Annotated in this window: 13 protein-coding genes; 4 read left to right on the top strand and 9 right to left on the bottom strand. The window is 69.7% G+C overall.

All coding sequences use genetic code 11. The features are described 5' to 3' along the window. Window positions 1-77: 77 nt before the first annotated feature. The 3 genes from ACFWM2_RS17360 to coxB are packed head-to-tail and all read right to left on the bottom strand — an operon-like array spanning window position 78 to window position 3,165. Window positions 78-476, bottom strand: a complete 399-nt coding sequence (locus ACFWM2_RS17360; RefSeq protein ID WP_383279845.1) for a cytochrome c oxidase subunit 4 — start codon at window positions 474-476, stop codon at window positions 78-80. Beyond that, on the bottom strand, window positions 473-2,209 hold the full coding sequence (ctaD, locus tag ACFWM2_RS17355; RefSeq protein WP_383279842.1) for a cytochrome c oxidase subunit I: 1,737 nt from the start codon (window positions 2,207-2,209) through the stop codon (window positions 473-475). Before ctaD ends, ACFWM2_RS17360 begins: the two co-directional genes overlap by 4 nt. Next, entirely contained in the window at window positions 2,206-3,165 is a 960-nt protein-coding gene (coxB, locus tag ACFWM2_RS17350; protein ID WP_383279839.1) for a cytochrome c oxidase subunit II, read from the bottom strand. Before coxB ends, ctaD begins: the two co-directional genes overlap by 4 nt. A gap of 238 nt (window positions 3,166-3,403) precedes the next feature. On the opposite strand from coxB, the gene ACFWM2_RS17345 reads away from it, so the two are divergent. Then, window positions 3,404-4,786: a cysteine desulfurase/sulfurtransferase TusA family protein gene (locus tag ACFWM2_RS17345; RefSeq protein ID WP_383279836.1), complete on the top strand. Its 1,383-nt coding sequence runs from the start codon at window positions 3,404-3,406 to the stop codon at window positions 4,784-4,786. 17 nt (window positions 4,787-4,803) lie between these two features. Here ACFWM2_RS17345 and ACFWM2_RS17340 read toward each other — a convergent pair whose 3' ends face one another. Beyond that, complete coding sequence (locus tag ACFWM2_RS17340; protein ID WP_383279833.1) at window positions 4,804-5,778, bottom strand: carbohydrate kinase family protein; 975 nt, start codon at window positions 5,776-5,778, stop codon at window positions 4,804-4,806. Between the two features lie 179 nt (window positions 5,779-5,957). Between ACFWM2_RS17340 and ACFWM2_RS17335 the strand changes: the two genes are divergently transcribed. Together ACFWM2_RS17335 and ACFWM2_RS17330 are read left to right on the top strand one after the other, a co-directional pair. Further along, on the top strand, window positions 5,958-6,167 hold the full coding sequence (locus tag ACFWM2_RS17335; protein ID WP_383279830.1) for a hypothetical protein: 210 nt from the start codon (window positions 5,958-5,960) through the stop codon (window positions 6,165-6,167). Between the two features lie 166 nt (window positions 6,168-6,333). Beyond that, window positions 6,334-7,878 carry a hypothetical protein gene (locus tag ACFWM2_RS17330; RefSeq protein WP_383279827.1) on the top strand — a complete coding sequence of 515 codons (1,545 nt, stop codon included), beginning with the start codon at window positions 6,334-6,336 and terminating at the stop codon, window positions 7,876-7,878. Window positions 7,879-8,489: 611 nt separating this feature from the next. On the opposite strand, the gene ACFWM2_RS17325 is transcribed toward ACFWM2_RS17330, so the two are convergent. Next, the gene (locus ACFWM2_RS17325; RefSeq protein WP_383281056.1) at window positions 8,490-8,846 is read right to left on the bottom strand and encodes a HesB/IscA family protein; all 357 of its coding nucleotides are present in this window, start codon (window positions 8,844-8,846) and stop codon (window positions 8,490-8,492) included. A gap of 331 nt (window positions 8,847-9,177) precedes the next feature. Between ACFWM2_RS17325 and nadA the strand changes: the two genes are divergently transcribed. After that, entirely contained in the window at window positions 9,178-10,371 is a 1,194-nt protein-coding gene (gene nadA / locus ACFWM2_RS17320) for a quinolinate synthase NadA (RefSeq protein WP_383279824.1), read from the top strand. A gap of 147 nt (window positions 10,372-10,518) precedes the next feature. Here nadA and ACFWM2_RS17315 read toward each other — a convergent pair whose 3' ends face one another. The 4 genes from ACFWM2_RS17315 to ACFWM2_RS17300 all read right to left on the bottom strand — a co-directional run bounded on the left by ACFWM2_RS17315 (window position 10,519) and on the right by ACFWM2_RS17300 (window position 17,112). Then, complete coding sequence (locus ACFWM2_RS17315; RefSeq protein WP_383279821.1) at window positions 10,519-11,622, bottom strand: glycoside hydrolase family 19 protein; 1,104 nt, start codon at window positions 11,620-11,622, stop codon at window positions 10,519-10,521. A 305-nt stretch (window positions 11,623-11,927) separates the two neighbouring features. Then, window positions 11,928-15,056, bottom strand: coding sequence for an efflux RND transporter permease subunit (locus ACFWM2_RS17310; RefSeq protein WP_383279819.1), 3,129 nt, complete (start codon window positions 15,054-15,056; stop codon window positions 11,928-11,930). 155 nt (window positions 15,057-15,211) lie between these two features. Further along, window positions 15,212-15,895 carry a response regulator gene (locus ACFWM2_RS17305; protein ID WP_383279816.1) on the bottom strand — a complete coding sequence of 228 codons (684 nt, stop codon included), beginning with the start codon at window positions 15,893-15,895 and terminating at the stop codon, window positions 15,212-15,214. Beyond that, on the bottom strand, window positions 15,892-17,112 hold the full coding sequence (locus ACFWM2_RS17300) for a sensor histidine kinase (protein ID WP_383279813.1): 1,221 nt from the start codon (window positions 17,110-17,112) through the stop codon (window positions 15,892-15,894). Before ACFWM2_RS17300 ends, ACFWM2_RS17305 begins: the two co-directional genes overlap by 4 nt. Window positions 17,113-17,748: the final 636 nt, after the last annotated feature.

The following is a 17,748-nucleotide window of genomic DNA, read 5'->3' as shown; positions in this document are numbered from 1 at the left end:
GGGACAGGAGGCGTGGCAAAAGGAGGAGCCCGGCCACTCCTGACGGAGTGTCCGGGCTCCCGTGCGCTCAGCGCGTGCTACTGGGTGCGGCTCTCACCGCGGTAGTACTCGAAGACCCAGCCCCACAGGCCGATCAGGATGATCGGGGCCGAGAAGTACATCAGCCACCAGCCGAAGACGACGCCCAGGAAGGCGAGCGCGCCACCGGTGCCGAGGGCGAGCGGCTGCCAGCTGTGCGGGCTGAAGAACCCGACCTCGCCGGCGTCGTCCGCGACGTCGGCCTCCTTGTTGTCCTGAGCGCCCGCGTCGACCCGCCGGGCCGTGAAGGCCAGGTAGTAGCCGATCATGATGCTCAGGCCGAAGGCCAGGAAGAGTGCCGTGGTACCGGCGGGCTCCTTCGACCACACGCCATAGACGATCGCCATGACGAGGATGAAGACGGCGAGCCAGATGAACATCTTGCCCTGGATCTTCACTTGCCGGTCTCCTTGCTACCCGCGAGGGCGCTGGCACCGTGGCCGCCGTGTCCGAGCTGCTCGAGAGCGGCGATCTCCGGGTGGTGCAGGTCGAACGCCGGGGATTCGGAGCGGATCCGCGGCAGGGTGAGGAAGTTGTGCCGGGGCGGCGGGCAGGAGGTCGCCCACTCGAGTGAACGGCCGTAGCCCCACGGGTCGTCGACCTCGACCTTCTTGCCGTACTTGGCCGTCTTCCACACGTTGTAGAGGAACGGCAGGATCGACAGGCCGAGCAGGAAGGAGCTGATCGTCGAGATCGTGTTCAGCGCGGTGAAGCCGTCGGCGGCGAGGTAGTCCGCGTAACGGCGCGGCATGCCCTCGGCGCCCAGCCAGTGCTGCACCAGGAACGTGCCGTGGAAGCCGATGAACAGCGTCCAGAAGGTGATCTTGCCGAGCCGCTCGTCGAGCATCTTGCCGGTCATCTTCGGCCACCAGAAGTGGAAGCCGGAGAACATCGCGAACACCACGGTGCCGAAGACCACGTAGTGGAAGTGCGCCACCACGAAGTACGAGTCGGAGACGTGGAAGTCCATCGGCGGCGAGGCCAGGATGACGCCGGTCAGACCACCGAAGGTGAAGGTGATCAGGAAGCCGACGGCCCAGAGCATCGGTGTCTCGAAGGACAACGAGCCCTTCCACATCGTTCCGATCCAGTTGAAGAACTTCACGCCTGTTGGCACGGCGATGAGGAACGTCATGAAGGAGAAGAACGGCAGCAGGACGCCGCCGGTGACGTACATGTGGTGCGCCCACACCGTCACGGACAGACCCGCGATGGAGATGGTGGCGCCGATGAGGCCCATGTAGCCGAACATCGGCTTGCGGCTGAACACCGGGATCACTTCGGAGATGATTCCGAAGAACGGCAGGGCGATGATGTACACCTCTGGATGGCCGAAGAACCAGAAGAGGTGTTGCCAGAGCAGCGCGCCGCCATTCGCAGCGTCGAAGACATGTGCCCCGAATTTCCGATCCGCCTCCAGCGCGAACAGCGCGGCGGCGAGGACGGGGAAGGCCAGCAGGACCAGTACGGCGGTCAGCAGCACGTTCCACACGAAGATCGGCATGCGGAACATGGTCATGCCGGGTGCGCGCATGCAGATGATCGTGGTGATGAAGTTGACCGCGCCGAGGATGGTGCCGAAGCCGGAGAAGGCCAGACCCATGATCCACATGTCGGCGCCGATGCCCGGCGAGCGGACCGCGTCCGACAGCGGGCTGTAGGCGAACCAGCCGAAGTCGGCCGCGCCCGACGGGGTGAGGAAGCCGCCGACCGCGATCGTCGAGCCGAACAGGTAGAGCCAGTAGGCGAACATGTTCAGCCGCGGGAACGCCACGTCGGGCGCGCCGATCTGCAGCGGCATGATCCAGTTGGTGAAACCGGCGAACAGCGGCGTCGCGAACATCAGCAGCATGATCGTGCCGTGCATCGTGAACGCCTGGTTGAACTGCTCGTTCGACATGATCTGCAGACCAGGACGCGCGAGCTCGGCGCGCATCAGCAGCGCCATGACGCCACCGATGCAGAAGAACGCGAACGACGTGACCAGATACAGCGTGCCGATCGTCTTGTGGTCGGTGGTGGTGAGCCACTTGACCACGACGTTGCCGGGCTGCTTGCGCCGGACCGGCAGCTCGTTCGCGTACGAGCCTTCGGCCTCGGCGGCACCCTGAGGTTCGTTGAGGATGCTCACAGGTTGTTCGTCTCCCGGTTCTTCTCGTGGCCCGTCTGCTCAATGCCGGCCGGGACGTAACCGGTCTGCCCCTTCGCCGCGAGCTCCTTGAGGTGGGCCTCGTAGCGCTCGGGAGAGACGACCTTCACGTTGAAGAGCATCCGGGAGTGGTCGACGCCGCACAGCTCGGCGCACTTACCCAGGAAGGTGCCCTCCTTGTTGGGGGTCACCTGGAAGGAGTTGGTGTGGCCCGGGATGACGTCCTGCTTCATGAGGAACGGCACCACCCAGAAGGAGTGGATGACGTCACGTGAAGTGAGGATGAAGCGGACCGTCTTGCCCTTGGGCAGCCAGAGGGTCGGACCGGGGTTGTGCGTCTGCGGGTTCTTCGAGGCCGGCGTACCGACGTCGTAGACACCGCCGGCGTTCGCCGGGAAGTCGTCCTTGAACCGGTTCGGAATCGCGTCCAGGTTCTTGTCGGTGTTCGCGTCGCCGGTCGAGCCGTCGACGTTCTCGATGTAGTTGAAGCCCCAGCTCCACTGGAAGCCGACCACGTTGACCGTGACGTCCGGCTTCTTGGAGAGGTCCAGGAGCTTCGACTCGTCACGTGCCGTGAAGTAGAAGAGCACCGAGACGATGATGAGCGGGACCACCGTGTACAGCGCCTCAATGGGCATGTTGTACCGGGTCTGCGGGGGAACTTCGACCTTGGTGCGGCTGCGCCGGTGGAAGAAGGTGCTCCACAGGATCAGGCCCCAGACCAGCACGCCCGTGGCGAGTGCTGCGGCCCACGACCCCTGCCACAGGGAGAGGATCCGCGGAGCCTCTTCCGTGGTCGGGGTGGGCATACCAAGGCGGGGGAAGTCCTTGTATGTGCAACCGGTGGCGGTCGCCAGGACCAAGCCCGCTGTCAGTGCCTGCAGCAGCTTCCGCCGCATCGGGCGCCGCGGCGAGCGGTCGGAGCCGTAGGGACTCACGTAGCGCCTTCCCGAGAGTCTCGCCCGCGCTGGTTGGCTACGGCCTTCTCGCTGGTCGCTCGCCGCCCTGGCACACGGGCAGGGGTTTGGATGTTTATGCGGAGCAAACCCTACTGGACGCTATTTGGGGTCGCGCGGGGAGGGTGCCCAACGCGCCGTCCGACACCCCGAAGGAGTGGAATGCCCCGCTCCGGCCGCCTTCTGACACCCCCTCCGGGCCAGGAGTTAGCGTGGACACGTGCCTTATTTCGACGCTGCCTCCTCGGCCCCGCTCCACCCGGTAGCCCGGCAGGCCCTGCTGGCCTCGCTCGACGAGGGGTGGGCGGACCCCGCCCGCCTGTACCGCGAGGGGCGGCGGGCCCGGTTGCTGCTCGACGCCGCGCGCGAGGCGGCCGCCGACGCGGTGGGCTGCCGCCCGGACGAACTGGCGTTCACCTCGTCCGGGACGCGGGCCGTGCACTCCGGGATCGCGGGCGCCCTGGCGGGCCGTCGGCGCGTCGGAGGCCACCTGATCGTGTCAGCGGTCGAACATTCTTCGGTACTCCATTCGGCAGAGGTCCATGAGACCGGCGGTGGGACGGTGACCCACGTCCCGGTACGGCGCACCGGTGCCGTCACCGCAGACGCGTACGCGGCCGCCCTGCGCCCCGACACCGCGCTCGCCTGCCTCCAGTCCGCCAACCACGAGGTGGGTACGGAGCAGCCGGTGGCCGCGGTGGCGCAGGCGTGCCGGGCAGCCGGCGTACCCCTGCTCGTGGACGCGGCGCAGTCGCTGGGCTGGGGGCGGGTCGAGGGCGACTGGTCCCTGCTCGCGGCGAGTGCGCACAAATGGGGCGGGCCGTCGGGGGTCGGGCTCCTCGTCGTCCGCAAGGGGGTGCGGTTCGCCGCTCAAGGGCCCGTGGACGAGCGGGAGTCGGGGCGGGCGGCCGGCTTCGAGAACATCCCGGGGATCGTGGCCGCGGCGGCCGCGCTGCGCGCCGTACAGGCGGAGGCGGCCACGGAGGCGGCGCGGCTACGGGAACTGACGGACCGGATCCGCACGCGGGTGCCCGAACTGGTCCCGGACGTGGAGGTGGTGGGCGACCCGGACCGGCGGGTGCCCGGCATCGTCACCTTCTCCTGTCTCTATGTCGACGGAGAGACTCTGCTCCACGAACTGGACCGTGCGGGCTTCTCGGTCTCCTCGGGATCGTCGTGCACGAGCAGCACGCTGACGCCGAGCCACGTCCTGAAGGCCATGGGCGTGCTCAGCGAGGGCAACGTCCGCGTGTCGCTGCCGCCGGGCACGCCCTCGACGGACGTCGACCGCTTCCTGTCGGTGCTCCCCGGCACGGTCCTGGCGGTCCGCGAGAAGCTGGGCGCCCCCGCCGAGCCGACGAAGACCCCGGCCGCCGCCCACTCGCTCGTCATCGACGCCCTGGGCAGGCGCTGCCCGATCCCGGTCATCGAACTGGCCAAGGTCATCGGCGACGTCCCGGTGGGCGGCACGGTCCGCGTCCTCGCGGACGACGAGGCGGCGCGCCTGGACATCCCGGCATGGTGCGAGATGAGGGGACAGGAGTACGTCGGGGAGGAGCCGGCGGAGCGTGGCACGGCCTACGTGGTCCGCCGGCTGTCCTGACGTCGCGACCGGCGGATCTAGGCGAGGTGGCCCTGCACCTCGGCGGCCGCCTCGTGGCCGTAGGCCTTGGTGAAGCGGTCCATGAAGTTGGTGCGGCGGAGCTGGTACTCCTGGGTGCCGACCGTCTCGATGACCAGGGTGGCGAGCATGCAGCCGACCTGGGCGGCCCGCTCCAGCGAGACGTTCCAGGCGAGGCCGGAGAGGAAGCCCGCGCGGAAGGCGTCACCCACGCCCGTCGGGTCGGCCTTGCGCTGCTCCTCCGGGCAGCCGACCTCGATCGGCTCCTCGCCGGCGCGCTCGATGCGCACGCCCTGCGCGCCGAGGGTGGTCACCCGGTGGCCGACCTTCCCCAGGATCTCCTCGTCGGTCCAGCCCGTCTTGGTCTCGATGAGCCCCTTCTCGTACTCGTTCGAGAAGAGGTAGGTGGCGCCGTCCAGCAGGGTCCGGATCTCGTCGCCGTTCATCCGGGCGATCTGCTGGGAGAAGTCGGCCGCGAAGGGGATCCCGCGGGAGTGGCACTCCTCGGTGTGGCGCAGCATGGCCTCGGGGTCGTCCGCGCCGATCAGGACGAGGTCGAGACCGCCGACCCGGTCCGCCACGGCCTTCAGCTCGATGAGCCGGGCCTCGCTCATCGCGCCCGTGTAGAAGGAGCCGATCTGGTTGTGGTCGACGTCCGTGGTGCAGACGAAGCGCGCGGTGTGCAGCACCTCGGAGATGCGGACGGAGCCGGTGTCGACGCCGTGGCGGTCCAGCCAGGCGCGGTACTCGTCGAAGTCCGCGCCGGCCGCGCCGACCAGGATCGGGGACGTACCCAGCTGACCCATGCCGAAGGCGATGTTCGCGCCGACACCGCCCCGGCGTACGTCGAGGTTGTCGACCAGGAACGAGAGGGAGACCGTGTGCAGCTGGTCCGCGACGAGCTGGTCGGCGAAACGGCCGGGGAAGGTCATGAGGTGGTCGGTGGCGATGGAGCCGGTGACTGCGATACGCACGGCGAGGACACACTCCTGCGAGGAATTGAAAGGGGCGCGCGAGGCGCTCTTTGCAAGGGTGGCGGTGGGAGACGGGGATGACAGTTCACGCTACCGGGCGGGGCGCGTGCTCTGAAGCGGGCAAAACTACCCGATAGTAGATCTTTCTTCGTGCCGTGATCAGTGCTTACGGTGCCGGTATGACGAACCTCAAGGTCCACGGCTCCGCTCCGCTCGACCTCGAAGGAGGTCTGGCGTCGCTGCGCGGCGACTGCGCCCGGATGGTCCCGCACTGGACGGCGCCCGACCGCATCACCCCCCACCCCGTCTCCCCCTCCCTCATCCTCGGCGTGACCGTGCCGCCCACCTCGGCCCGGCTGCTGGACGCCATGTCCGACTACGGCGACTGAGGGCGCCGGCCGAGCCGACGGGCGGAGCGCCCGCAGGGAACCGCGCGCTCCCCCGCTGCGTCCCATCGCTGTCCCCCGTAAAGGGGATGCGGTATACGACCTTTGGGCCCGACTTTTGGCAGGGCCGGGTCATCAGGGACAGCAGCGGAGCCGAAGGAGCGATGCGGTGAGCACCGAGCGACCCGACAACGACGCGACCGAACCCAGCGAGGGCGGCGAGACGGCCAAGGCGCGCCGGCGGCATTCCCCGGTGGCCGTCGTCTCGGTCGCGGCCGCCGTTCTGCTCGTCGGCGGCGGTGGAGCGTACTTCGCCACGGCCGCGTACGACGGCGGGGACGACCGCGCCGGCTCGGGGGCCACCGGCGGCGACGGCACTCCCCCGCCGCTGGCCCTCGACGGCTACTCGGAGGGCGGTTCGGACACAGGCGCCACGAACGGCATCGCGCCCGGCGAGCCCAATCCCTACGGCACCAGGTATCGCGCGGACGGCAAGCTGCCCGGCGGTCCGGACTCCGCGCCCGTGTACGCGGCGAAGGGCGAGGTCACGAAGACCGAGGTGACCCGGCTCGCGCAGGCCCTCGATCTGAAGGGCACCCCGCGGCTGGTCGGGGACGCCTGGACGGTCGGCGCCACGAAGGACGGCGCGGAACCGAACCTGCGGGTGAACAAGAACGCGCCGGGCACCTGGACGTTCAGCTCGTACCTTCCGGGGACGGACAACTGCCCCAAGGACAAGCGCTGTGTCCCCGTCGGGTCCAGCGGTCTGGCGGGGCTGGGCCCGGGTCCGGTGAGCGAGACGGCGGCCAGGAAGGCGGCCGCTCCCGTGCTGAAGGCCATCGGCCAGGACGACGCGAAGCTGGACGCGAGCCAGCTCATGGACCGGGTACGGGTGGTGAACGCCGACCCGAAGGTCGGCGGGCTGCCGACGTACGGCTGGACGACCGGCCTCCAGATCAACGTGGAGGGCCATGTCATCGGCGGCAGCGGCCAGTTGAAGACACCGGTGAAGGGCGACACGTACCCCGTCATCGGCGCGCAGCGGACGCTGGATCTGATGAACGGGTCGGCGCCGGGCGGCGGGCGCATGGGCATCGGCGGCTGCGCCAGCCCCGTCCCGCTGAAGGACCGTGACGAGGCGCCGTGCGGGGCCTCCACCGCGTCGCCGACCCCCGAGTCCGTGGCGGTCGAGAAGGCGACCTTCGGGCTCGCCTCGCACTTCGTGGACGGGCGGCAGACGCTGGTGCCGTCCTGGCTGTTCGAGGTACGGCCGAAGGGCGCCGACGACAGCATCACCGTGACGCATCCGGCCGTCGACCCGCAGTATCTGACCGCGCCGGAGCCCGCCCCGAGCCCGACCGGGCCGCCGAGCCCGCGGCCGACCGGCCCGGGCGACGAGCCGACCTCGGAGCCGTCGTCCCGTGTGGTGCAGCCGGAGGGCTACACCGCCGACGGCAAGGACCTGACCGTGAGCTTCACCGGCGGGGTCTGCGCCGACTACTCGGCCTCGGCGAGCGAGACCTCGGACAAGGTGACGGTCACCGTGACCGAGAAGCCGTGGAAGGGCAAGGTCTGCATCCTGATCGCCAAGGTCTACGAGAAGACGGTGCACCTCGACCAGCCGCTCGGCGACCGCAAGGTCGTGGGGGCGGACGGCAAGGCGGTCAAGAAGGGCGAGGTCACCAACCCGGGTGGCGGGGCGGGTCCGCAGTGACGCGGCTCCGGTGACCCGGGAGGGCCGGGAGCGGCCCTCCGTACGATCTCGGCGGCTTTGCCGGCCCGGGGACCGGCCTTCGCACGATCCCGGTCTCGGCGGCATTGACGGCCTCGTACGACGTCGGTGGCGCTGGAGGCCTCGTACGACGTCGGTGGCTCCGAAGGCCAGGAACCCGGCCCCTCGTGCGATCCCGACGGCTCTGAAGGCCTCGTACGACCTCGGTGGCCCTGGAGGCCAGGAACCCCGGCCCCTCCTGCGATCCCGGCAGCCCTGAAGGCCTCGTACGACCTCGGTGGCCCTGGAGCTCGGTGGCCCTGGAGGCCAGGACCTGGCCCTCGTGAGATCCCGGTGGCTCTGGAGGCCGCCTGGGCCGGTCTCCGCGGCTGTCAGCAGCCCGCGGGCCGCTGACAGCCGTGCGCCGTGGCACGTGGCGATCCCGCCGGGCCCTGCTGAAGGGCGGCGGGCCACCCGGCCCCACTCACCTCCGCAGCCCCTTCCGAGAGCGCCGCGGACGTGCGAAGGCGGCGTCCCTGTCGGAGGGGGACGCCGCCTTCGTCATGACAGACAAACCGAGCCGCACCACCGGCTGCGCTCGGTGGGGGGACGATTCAGCTGAAGGAGTCGCCGCAGGCGCAGGAGCCCGTCGCGTTCGGGTTGTCGATCGTGAAGCCCTGCTTCTCGATGGTGTCCACGAAGTCGATCGAGGCGCCGCCGAGATACGGGGCGCTCATGCGGTCGGTGACGACCTTGACGCCGCCGAAGTCCTTGACGACATCGCCGTCGAGGGAGCGCTCGTCGAAGAAGAGCTGGTAGCGCAGGCCCGAGCAGCCACCGGGCTGAACGGCGACGCGCAGCGCCAGATCGTCACGGCCTTCCTGGTCGAGCAGGCCCTTGACCTTGGACGCGGCGGCTTCGGACAGGATGATGCCGTCGCTCACGGTGGTGGTCTCGTCCGATACGGACATCTGCTTCTCTCCCGGGTTGTACGGAGACTGCTTGCCGACGGTTGCAACCGGCATGGCCGCGGATTCATTCCGGGCCGGGGCGGGTCTTTTCGCTTCTCTCTTCATGCTCGCACATGCGCCGCGAAGCGAACACCGGCCTGTGGACAACCCCTCGGACATCGGGATGTCACCCGCCGCGGGGGCCGCCAGGATTCACGTCACATCGACGCAATGGCCGTCGTCAAAGTGACGTGAAGCGGTTATGATAGATAGCGTCATTTCGACGAAAAGGCATGTCCCGCAAGTCCCGCGGGGATCGATCGGACTCCCCGCGAGCCGCAGAACAGAAAGGGTGCGTGTCGTGACCACCGCCCAGCCCCAGGAGCTCGACGTTCAACCGACGCCCCTCGCCCTGCTGCTGCTCGGCCGCGAGGCCGACCCGAGGAGCGAGCGCGGCGTCGAGTGCCCCGGCGACCTGCCCTCCCCGTCCGACCCGGACCTGGTGGAGCGCGCCCGCGCGGCGAAGGAGAAGCTCGGGAACAAGGTCTTCGTCCTCGGCCACCACTACCAGCGCGACGAGGTCATCCAGTTCGCGGACGTCACCGGCGACTCCTTCAAGCTCGCCCGGGACGCCGCCGCGCGCCCCGAGGCCGAGTACATCGTCTTCTGCGGCGTGCACTTCATGGCCGAGTCCGCGGACATCCTCACCTCCGACGACCAGAAGGTGGTCCTCCCCGACCTCGCCGCCGGCTGCTCCATGGCCGACATGGCGACGGCCGAGCAGGTCGCCGAGTGCTGGGACGTGCTGACCGAGGCCGGCATAGCCGAGCAGGTCGTGCCCGTCTCGTACATGAACTCCTCCGCCGACATCAAGGCCTTCACGGGCAAGCACGGGGGCACGATCTGCACCTCCTCCAACGCCAAGAAGGCGCTGGACTGGGCGTTCGAGCAGGGCGAGAAGGTGCTCTTCCTGCCGGACCAGCACCTCGGGCGCAACACGGCCGTCCGCGACATGGGGATGTCCCTGGACGACTGCGTCCTCTACAACCCGCACAAGCCGAACGGCGGACTGACCACCGAGCAGCTGCGCGCCGCGAAGATGATCCTGTGGCGCGGCCACTGCTCCGTCCACGGCCGCTTCTCGGTGGAGTCGGTGGAGGACGTACGGGCCCGGATCCCCGGGGTGAACGTGCTGGTCCACCCGGAGTGCAAGCACGAAGTGGTGTCCGCAGCGGACTACGTGGGCTCCACGGAGTACATCATCAAGGCCCTGGAGGCGGCTCCGGCCGGTTCCAAGTGGGCCATCGGCACGGAGCTGAACCTGGTCCGCCGGCTGGCCAACCGCTTCGCGTCCGAGGACAAGGAGGTCGTCTTCCTCGACAAGACGGTGTGCTTCTGCTCGACCATGAACCGCATCGATCTCCCGCACCTGGTCTGGACCCTGGAGTCGCTGGCCGAGGGCAACCTCGTCAACCGCATCGAGGTGGACAAGGAGACGGAGGCGTTCGCGAAGCTCGCGCTGGAGCGGATGCTGGCGCTGCCGTAGCGCGTGCCGCCGGACGCGAGCACGTCCATACGCGAGTAAGGGGCGCCCCTCCATGGGGGGCACCCCTTACCGCATGCGGGAGCGGTGTCAGCCGTACAGGACCCGCGTCAGGCGTACAGGACCGGTGTCAGGAGTACGGAACCGGTGTCAGCAGTACAGGTTCGATCCGGGCGTGACGCCGAGGATCGAGGTGAAGCGGTTGTAGGCGTCGACGCGGCTCTGCACCTGGGCGGGGTTCTTGCCGTCGCACTCCAGGGAGCCGTTGATGCTGCGGATCGTCTGGCCGAAACCGGCACCGTTGACCATCGCGTTGTGCGGGGTCATCGTGCCCGGGCCGGACTGGGTGTTCCAGTACCAAAGGCCCGTCTTCCAGGCCACCGCCGAGTCGTTCTGCACGAGCCAGGGGTTGTTGAGCAGGTCGATGCCCAGCGCGTCACCCGCGGCCTTGTAGTTGAAGTTCCAGCTCAGCTGGATGGGCCCGCGACCGTAGTACGCGGACTGGCCGGCCGGGCAGCCGTAGGACTGGCCCCAGTCGCAGTAGTGGGGGTAGTTCGCGGTGTTCTGCTCCACCACGTACACCAGACCACCGGTCTCGTGGTTGACGTTGGCCAGGAACGCCGCCGCCTCCTGCTTCTTGACCGTGTCACTGCCCGAGTTGGCGAAGGCGGGGTAGGCACTCAGCGCGGCGGTCAGACCGCTGTAGGTGTAGAAGGAGTTCCGGTTCGGGAACATCTGGTTGAACTGCGCCTCGGAGACGACGAATCCACTGGGCGTACCGCCACCGGAGGAGGGTGCCGTCCACTTCTGGTTCGCGCCGCCGGTGCAGGTCCAGATCTGCAGCCGGGTGCTGTTGGCCGAGTTGTTGCCGGTGACGTCGACGCACTTGTTCGCCGAGATGCTGACGATGTCACGGGCGGCGGAGACGGCCCACTGCTGGTTGGCGCCGCCGCTGCAGTCCCACAGCTGGAGCTGGGCCCCGTCGGCGGTCGAATTGCCGGTGACGTCCAGACACTTGCCGAGCGCGCGGATCGTGCCGTCCGAGCCCACGTTCCACTGCTGGGCGCCGCTGCCGTTGCAGTCGTACAACTGCACTGCCGTGCCGTTGGCGCTCGACGCGCCGGCCACGTCGATGCACTTGCCCGCGAGTCCGCTGATCTGGCCGGTGGCCGCCGCGGCGGGGGACGCGGGCAGCACGCTCAGCAGGCCCACGACGAGGGAACAGGCGGCGGCGTAGGCCGCCTTGCGTGCCATCGGGAGGCCCCGCCGGACAGCCGTGCGTCTCCACTGGAATTTCATGCCCATGTCATACCTTTCGCCGCAATATGCCCAAGTGGGGAGTCGAAAGAGGGGTGTTCACCGCTTGTTTTAAGGCGTGAACCAAACGGAGTCAAGTGAGGTACGGACCAGCAATCGACACCGCGGGCAGGGCGGCCGAAAACGACCGGGCCCCCGCTCCCTGCGCACTGTGCGCGGGAACGAGGGCCCGGATGACGATCCGGATGACTGCCGGCCGACAAGAAAGGCGACAGCCGGCCGGCAGTCGTGGTGACGGGGCGTCAGACTCCGGCGGGCTCCGGGGACTTGTCCGCCTCCTCGGAGGCGGTGGCGTCGCCCGACCTGGCCGACCGCTTCGCCGCCTTCTTCTTCGCCCGCCGCTCCTTGCGCAGTTCGATCATCGCGTAGAGCGTCGGGACGAGGAGCAGAGTCAGCAGGGTCGAGGTGATCAGACCGCCGATGACGACCACGGCCAGCGGCTGGGCGATGAAGCCGCCCTCGCCGGTGACACCGAGCGCCATCGGGAGGAGGGCGAAGATCGTCGCCAGCGCGGTCATCAGGATCGGCCGCAGACGGTGACGGCCGCCTTCGACCACGGCCTCGACCACTCCGTACCCCTGCTTGCGGTACTGGTTGATCAGGTCGATCAGCACGATCGCGTTGGTGACCACGATGCCGATGAGCATCAGCATGCCGATCATCGCCGGGACACCCATCGGGGTGCCGGTGGCGACCAGCAGACCGATCGCGCCCGTGGCCGCGAAGGGGATGGACACCAGCAGGATGAGCGGCTGGACCAGCGAGCGGAACGTCGCGACCAGCAGCATGAAGACGATCGCGATCGCCGCCAGCATCGCGAGGCCGAGCGAGGCGAACGCGTCACTCTGGTCCTGCGAGACACCGCCGATCTCCGCCGTCGCCCCCGCCGGGAGCTTGAGCTTGTCCAGCTTGGCCGTGAGGTCCGCGCTGACCGCGCCGGTGTTGTCGCCGGTCGGCTTCGCCGTGATGGTGGCCGCCCGCTGACCGTCGATACGGGTCATGGAGACCGGGCCGTCGACCAGCTTCACGGTCGCGATGTCACCGAGCTTCGCAGCGCCGAGCCGCAGGCTCTTCAGCTCGTCCAGCGTCCGTGCCGGCTCGGCCGACTTGATGACGACGTCCCGCTCGGTGTCGCCCAGGATCGCCTTGCCGCTGGTCGTACCGCGCACCGCCTGGGCGACGGCCGCACCGAGCGTCGTGTCGTTGAAACCGGCCGCCGCCGCACGGGAGTTGGCCTTGACGGAGATCCGGGGCACGCTCTGCGCCAGGTCGCTCGTCACGTCCGTGACGTCGTCGAGCCCGGCCACCTCGTCGCGGACCTCGTCGGCCGCCCTGCGCAGGACGCCCGCGTCGGCCGCCTTCACGACGACGCTCAGGTCCTGGCTGCCGAAGCCGTCACCGGCCGCCACGGTGGTCGTACCGATCCCGGAGAGCTTGCCGAGACCGTCCTCGATGCTGCTCTGGACTTCGTCGTACGACGCCGAGTCCTCCAGCATGACCTGGTAGGAGGCGTGGTTGGTGTCCGTGCTGCCGCCGAAGGCCGCCATGAAGCCGGACGAACCCATCGTGACCTGGTAGTCCTTGACGCCCTTGACCCCGTCGAGCATCTTCTCGACCTTCTTGGCCGAGGCGTCGGTCGCCGCCAGGCTGGTGCCGGGCTTCAACTCCTGCTGGACGGAGAGGACTTCCTGCTCGCCCTGGTCGAAGAAGTTCGTCTTCAGCAGCGGCGCCATCCCGAACGTGCCCACCAGGATGACGATCGCGAGCGCCACGCTGGTGAGGCGGCGACGGGTCGCGAAGCGCAGGACCGGCACGTAGAAGCGCTGGAGACGGCTGCGCGCCTCCTTCTCCTCCGCCTTGCGGCGCGCCTCGTCGGCGTCCGCCGGGGTGCCCTTCGGGGCGCGCAGGAACCAGTACGAGAGCACCGGCACGACCGTGAGCGAGACGAGCAGGGACGCGAGCAGCGCCGCCGTGACCGTCAGGCTGAACGAGCCGAAGAGCTCGCCCACCATGCCGCCGGTCAGGCCGATGGGCAGGAAGACGGCGACCGTGGTGAGGGTCGACGCGGTGACGGCGCCCGCGACCTCGCGGACCGCCTTGAGGATCGCCTCCTCGCGCTCCTCGCCGTAGCCGAGGTGCCGCTTGATGTTCTCCAGGACGACGATCGAGTCGTCGACGACCCGGCCGATGGCGATGGTCAGCGCGCCCAGCGTCAGCATGTTGAGCGACAGGTCGCGGGTCCACAGCACGATCAGGGCCAGCACCACCGACAGCGGGATGGACACCGCGGTGACGAGGGTGGAGCGGATCGACGCCAGGAAGACCAGGATGACGAGCACCGCGAAGAGCAGACCGAGTGCACCCTCGGTGGTCAGTCCGTCGATGGACTTGGACACCGCCGGGCCCTGGTCGCTGACGACGGTGATCTTCGCGTCCTTGCCCAGGTCCTTGCGCAGGTCGGGCAGCTTGTCCTGGACCGAGTCGGAGATGGCGACCGCGCTGCCGTCGTGGTCCATGGTGACCATGACCGCGAGGCTCGGACGGCCGTCCGTACGCGTGATGGAGTCGGCCGTGGCCTGCTCCTGCTCGACCGCGGCGATGTCACCGAGGCGGACGGGCTTCTTGCCCCCGGCGCCCGTGACCATCAGGTCCTGGATCTGCTTCAGCGAGGTGAAGCCGCCGCCGACCTGGACGGTGCGGTTGTTGCCGTCCTCGTCGAAGGAGCCCGCCGGGACGGTCGCGCCGCCCGCCTGCAGCGCCTGGCCGAGGGCGGTCGGGGTGAGACCCGCCCGCGCCATCTTCCTGTCGTCGGGCGTGACGGCGACCTGGAGGTCCCGGACGCCGTCGACCGTGACCTGGCCGACGCCGTCGATGTCCTTCAGCGCCGGTACGACGGTCCGGTCCAGCTGGTCGGACAGGGCCTGCTGGTCCTTGTCGGAGGTGACGGCGAGCGTGACCGTCGGTATGTCGTCGGTCGAACCGGCGATGACCTGCGGGTCGACGTCGTCCGGGAGCTGGACGCGGGCCCGGTTGACGGCCTGCTGGACGTCGGCGACGAGCTGCTTGGTGTTGTTGCCGTAGTCGAAGGACGCCATGATCACGGCGTTGCCCTCGCTCGCCGTGGAGGTGACGCCCGTGATCCCGTCGACGGATTCGAGGTTGTCCTCGATGGGCTCGACGACCTGCTTCTCGACCACGTCCGGGGACGCACCCTGGTACGGCGCAAGGACGGACACCATGGGCAGTTCGATGGTGGGCAGCAGCTGCTGCTTGAGCTGTGGGATCGCGATCGCTCCGAAGGCGAGCGCGACGATCGACATCAGCCCTATCAGGGCCCGTTGCGCGAGGCTGAATCTGGACAGCCAGGACATGGGTGGCGGGTCTCTCTTCCGTGGTGTGAGCGGGAGAAGGGCACATGTGAGCGCCTCCTGTCACACCCTGAGCCATCACCGGCGGCTGATCCGTCGCCCCCAGGTCCATTTCCTTATACGGCGCCTACTGCGGGCGCAGTACACCCCGGTGGAGCTCACTCCACCCTTGGACGTACCAGCCCCGACTCGTACGCGATGACGACCAGTTGGGCGCGGTCGCGGGCGCCGAGCTTGGCCATGGCCCGGTTGACGTGCGTCTTCACCGTCAACGGGCTGACTTCGAGGCGCTCGGCGATCTCGTCGTTGGAGTGCCCGCCCGCGACCTGCACCAGCACCTCGCGTTCGCGGACCGTGAGCGTGTCGAGCCGCTCGGAGCGGGCCGGGTCGCGTCCGTCGTCGGCGGGGTCGGCCTGGGCGAGGAACCTGGCGATGAGTCCCTTGGTGGCGGCGGGCGAGAGCAGTGCCTCTCCGCCGGCCGCGATGCGGATGGCGCTCAGCAGTTCGTCGGGCTCGGACCCCTTGCCGAGAAACCCGGATGCCCCGGCCCGCAGCGACTGCACCACGTACTCGTCGACCTCGAAGGTGGTCAGCATGACCACCCGGACATGGGCCAGGCCGGGGTCCGCGCTGATCAACCGGGTGGCGGCCAGCCCGTCGGTGCCCGGCATCCGGATGTCCATCAGCACCACGTCGGCGCGTTCCTCGCGGGCGAGCCGCACCGCCTCCGCGCCGTCGGCCGCCTCACCCACGACCTCCATGTCGGGCTCGGAGTCGACCAGGACGCGGAAGGCAGAGCGCAACAGCGCCTGGTCGTCGGCGAGCAGGACGCGGATGGTCATGCGGAGTCCCCCGTGGCAGCCGTGCGGTTCTTGACCGGAAGGATCGCATGGACCCGGAAACCGCCGCCGTACCGGGGACCGGCGGTGCAGGTGCCGCCGAGCGCGGTGACCCGCTCGCGCATGCCGAGGAGCCCGTGCCCGCCGCCGTCCTGCGGTCCTTCGTCCTTCCCGGGCCCGTTGTCGAGCACGGTGACCTCTACGTTCGGTCCTACGCGTACGACGCTGACCTCGGCCTTCGCCGCGGTGCCGGCGTGTTTCTGCACGTTCGTCAGGGCTTCCTGGATGACGCGGTAGGCGGCCAGGTCGACGGCGGCCGGCAGGGTGGCGCCGTGGTCGGCGCCGACGACCTCGACGGGGAGACCGGCGTTGCGGAAGGTGTCGGCGAGTTCGTCGAGACGGTGCAGGCCGGGGGCCGGCTCGGTGGGGGCCTCCGGGTCCCCGCTCTGCCGCAACAGGCCCACCGTCGCCCGGAGTTCGTTCAGCGCGGAGCGGCTGGCCTCCCGCACATGGGCGAGCGCCTCCTTGGCCTGGTCGGGCCGCTTGTCCATCACGTGGGCGGCGACGCCCGCCTGCACATTGACCAGGGCGATGTGATGGGCGACGACGTCGTGCAGATCGCGGGCGATCCGCAGCCGCTCCTCGGCGACGCGGCGGCGCGCCTCTTCTTCCCGGGTCCGCTCCGCCCGCTCGGCGCGCTCCCGTATGGCGTGCACGAAGGCGCGCCGGCTGCGTACGGCGTCGCCCGCGGCGGCGGCCATCCCGGTCCAGGCGAAGATGCCGAGGTTCTCCTGGGTGTACCAGGGCAGGGGCCCCGCGAGCATCGCGGCCGCCGTCAGCACGGTCATGGTGAGCAGGCCGAGGCGCCATGCGGTGGGCCGGTCGGTGGCCGAGGCCACCGTGTAGAGGGCGACGACGGCACACATCACCACGGGGGCGCGGGGGTCGCTGGACACCAGCTCCACGAGGGAGACGGCGACCGTCGCGGCGAGGACCGGGATGGGGGCGCGACGGCGGAGGACGAGGGCCGCCGCGCCGAGCACCATCAGCGTGAGGCTGAGGGAGTTCGGGGTGCGAGCGCCCCAGGTATCGCCGTGGTCCGCGTGCGGGTCGATGAAGGAACTCGCCGCCATGCAGGCCAGGACGCCGGCGGCGAGGGCCGCGTCGAGGGCGAGCGGGTGGGCCCGGACTCTGCACCTGGTGCGCTCTAGGGTGCTCACCCGGTAAAGGTACGGGGCCCCTGGCGGGGGGCGGAACGGTGCTACCCGGGTACCCGGGGTTGTGCGGGGGGCCACGCGCGCGGGCCCCTGCGGGGTGCCGTTCACATGGACCCGCGATCCCGGTCCCACGGGGTGCCCGGGTGGGCCCACCCCCGTCCCTGCCCTGGGCACCCGGCATCTGCCGCCGTCACGTAGGCCGACGAGCCCCGCCCCCACAGGGTGCCGCCCGGGTGGGCCCACCCCCGTCCCTGCCCTGGGCACCCGGCATCCGTGCCGCCGTCACGTGGGTCGGCGAGCCCCGGCCCCACGGGGTGCCGCCCGGGTGGAACTCCCCTACCCGCATGGGCACCCGGCGCCGGGGCTGAGGTGGGGGTGGGTCGGCGAGCCCGGCGCCGCGGGGTTGCCGCTGCGCCCACCCTCCCCCACTCTCGGCTCCGCTCGAGCGGGGGGACCCCCATCGCCCCTAGCGGCACGCATGCCCGCAGCTAGAGCGGCGGAGTGCCGCTGCTCGCAACCCCCACGCACCCGCAGTCGCGAACCGGCCGAAGGGGCCGTGCCGGTACATCAAATGCCCGTCGCCATGCGTGAGGACGGGCAACAGAGCGCCCCCAGAAGACAGCACAGCCGGTAGGGCGA

Source organism: Streptomyces sp. NPDC058371, from assembly GCF_042723265.1.
In the GTDB taxonomy this organism is placed as follows: domain Bacteria; phylum Actinomycetota; class Actinomycetes; order Streptomycetales; family Streptomycetaceae; genus Streptomyces.
This window is presented reverse-complemented; position numbering and strand designations above follow the sequence as displayed.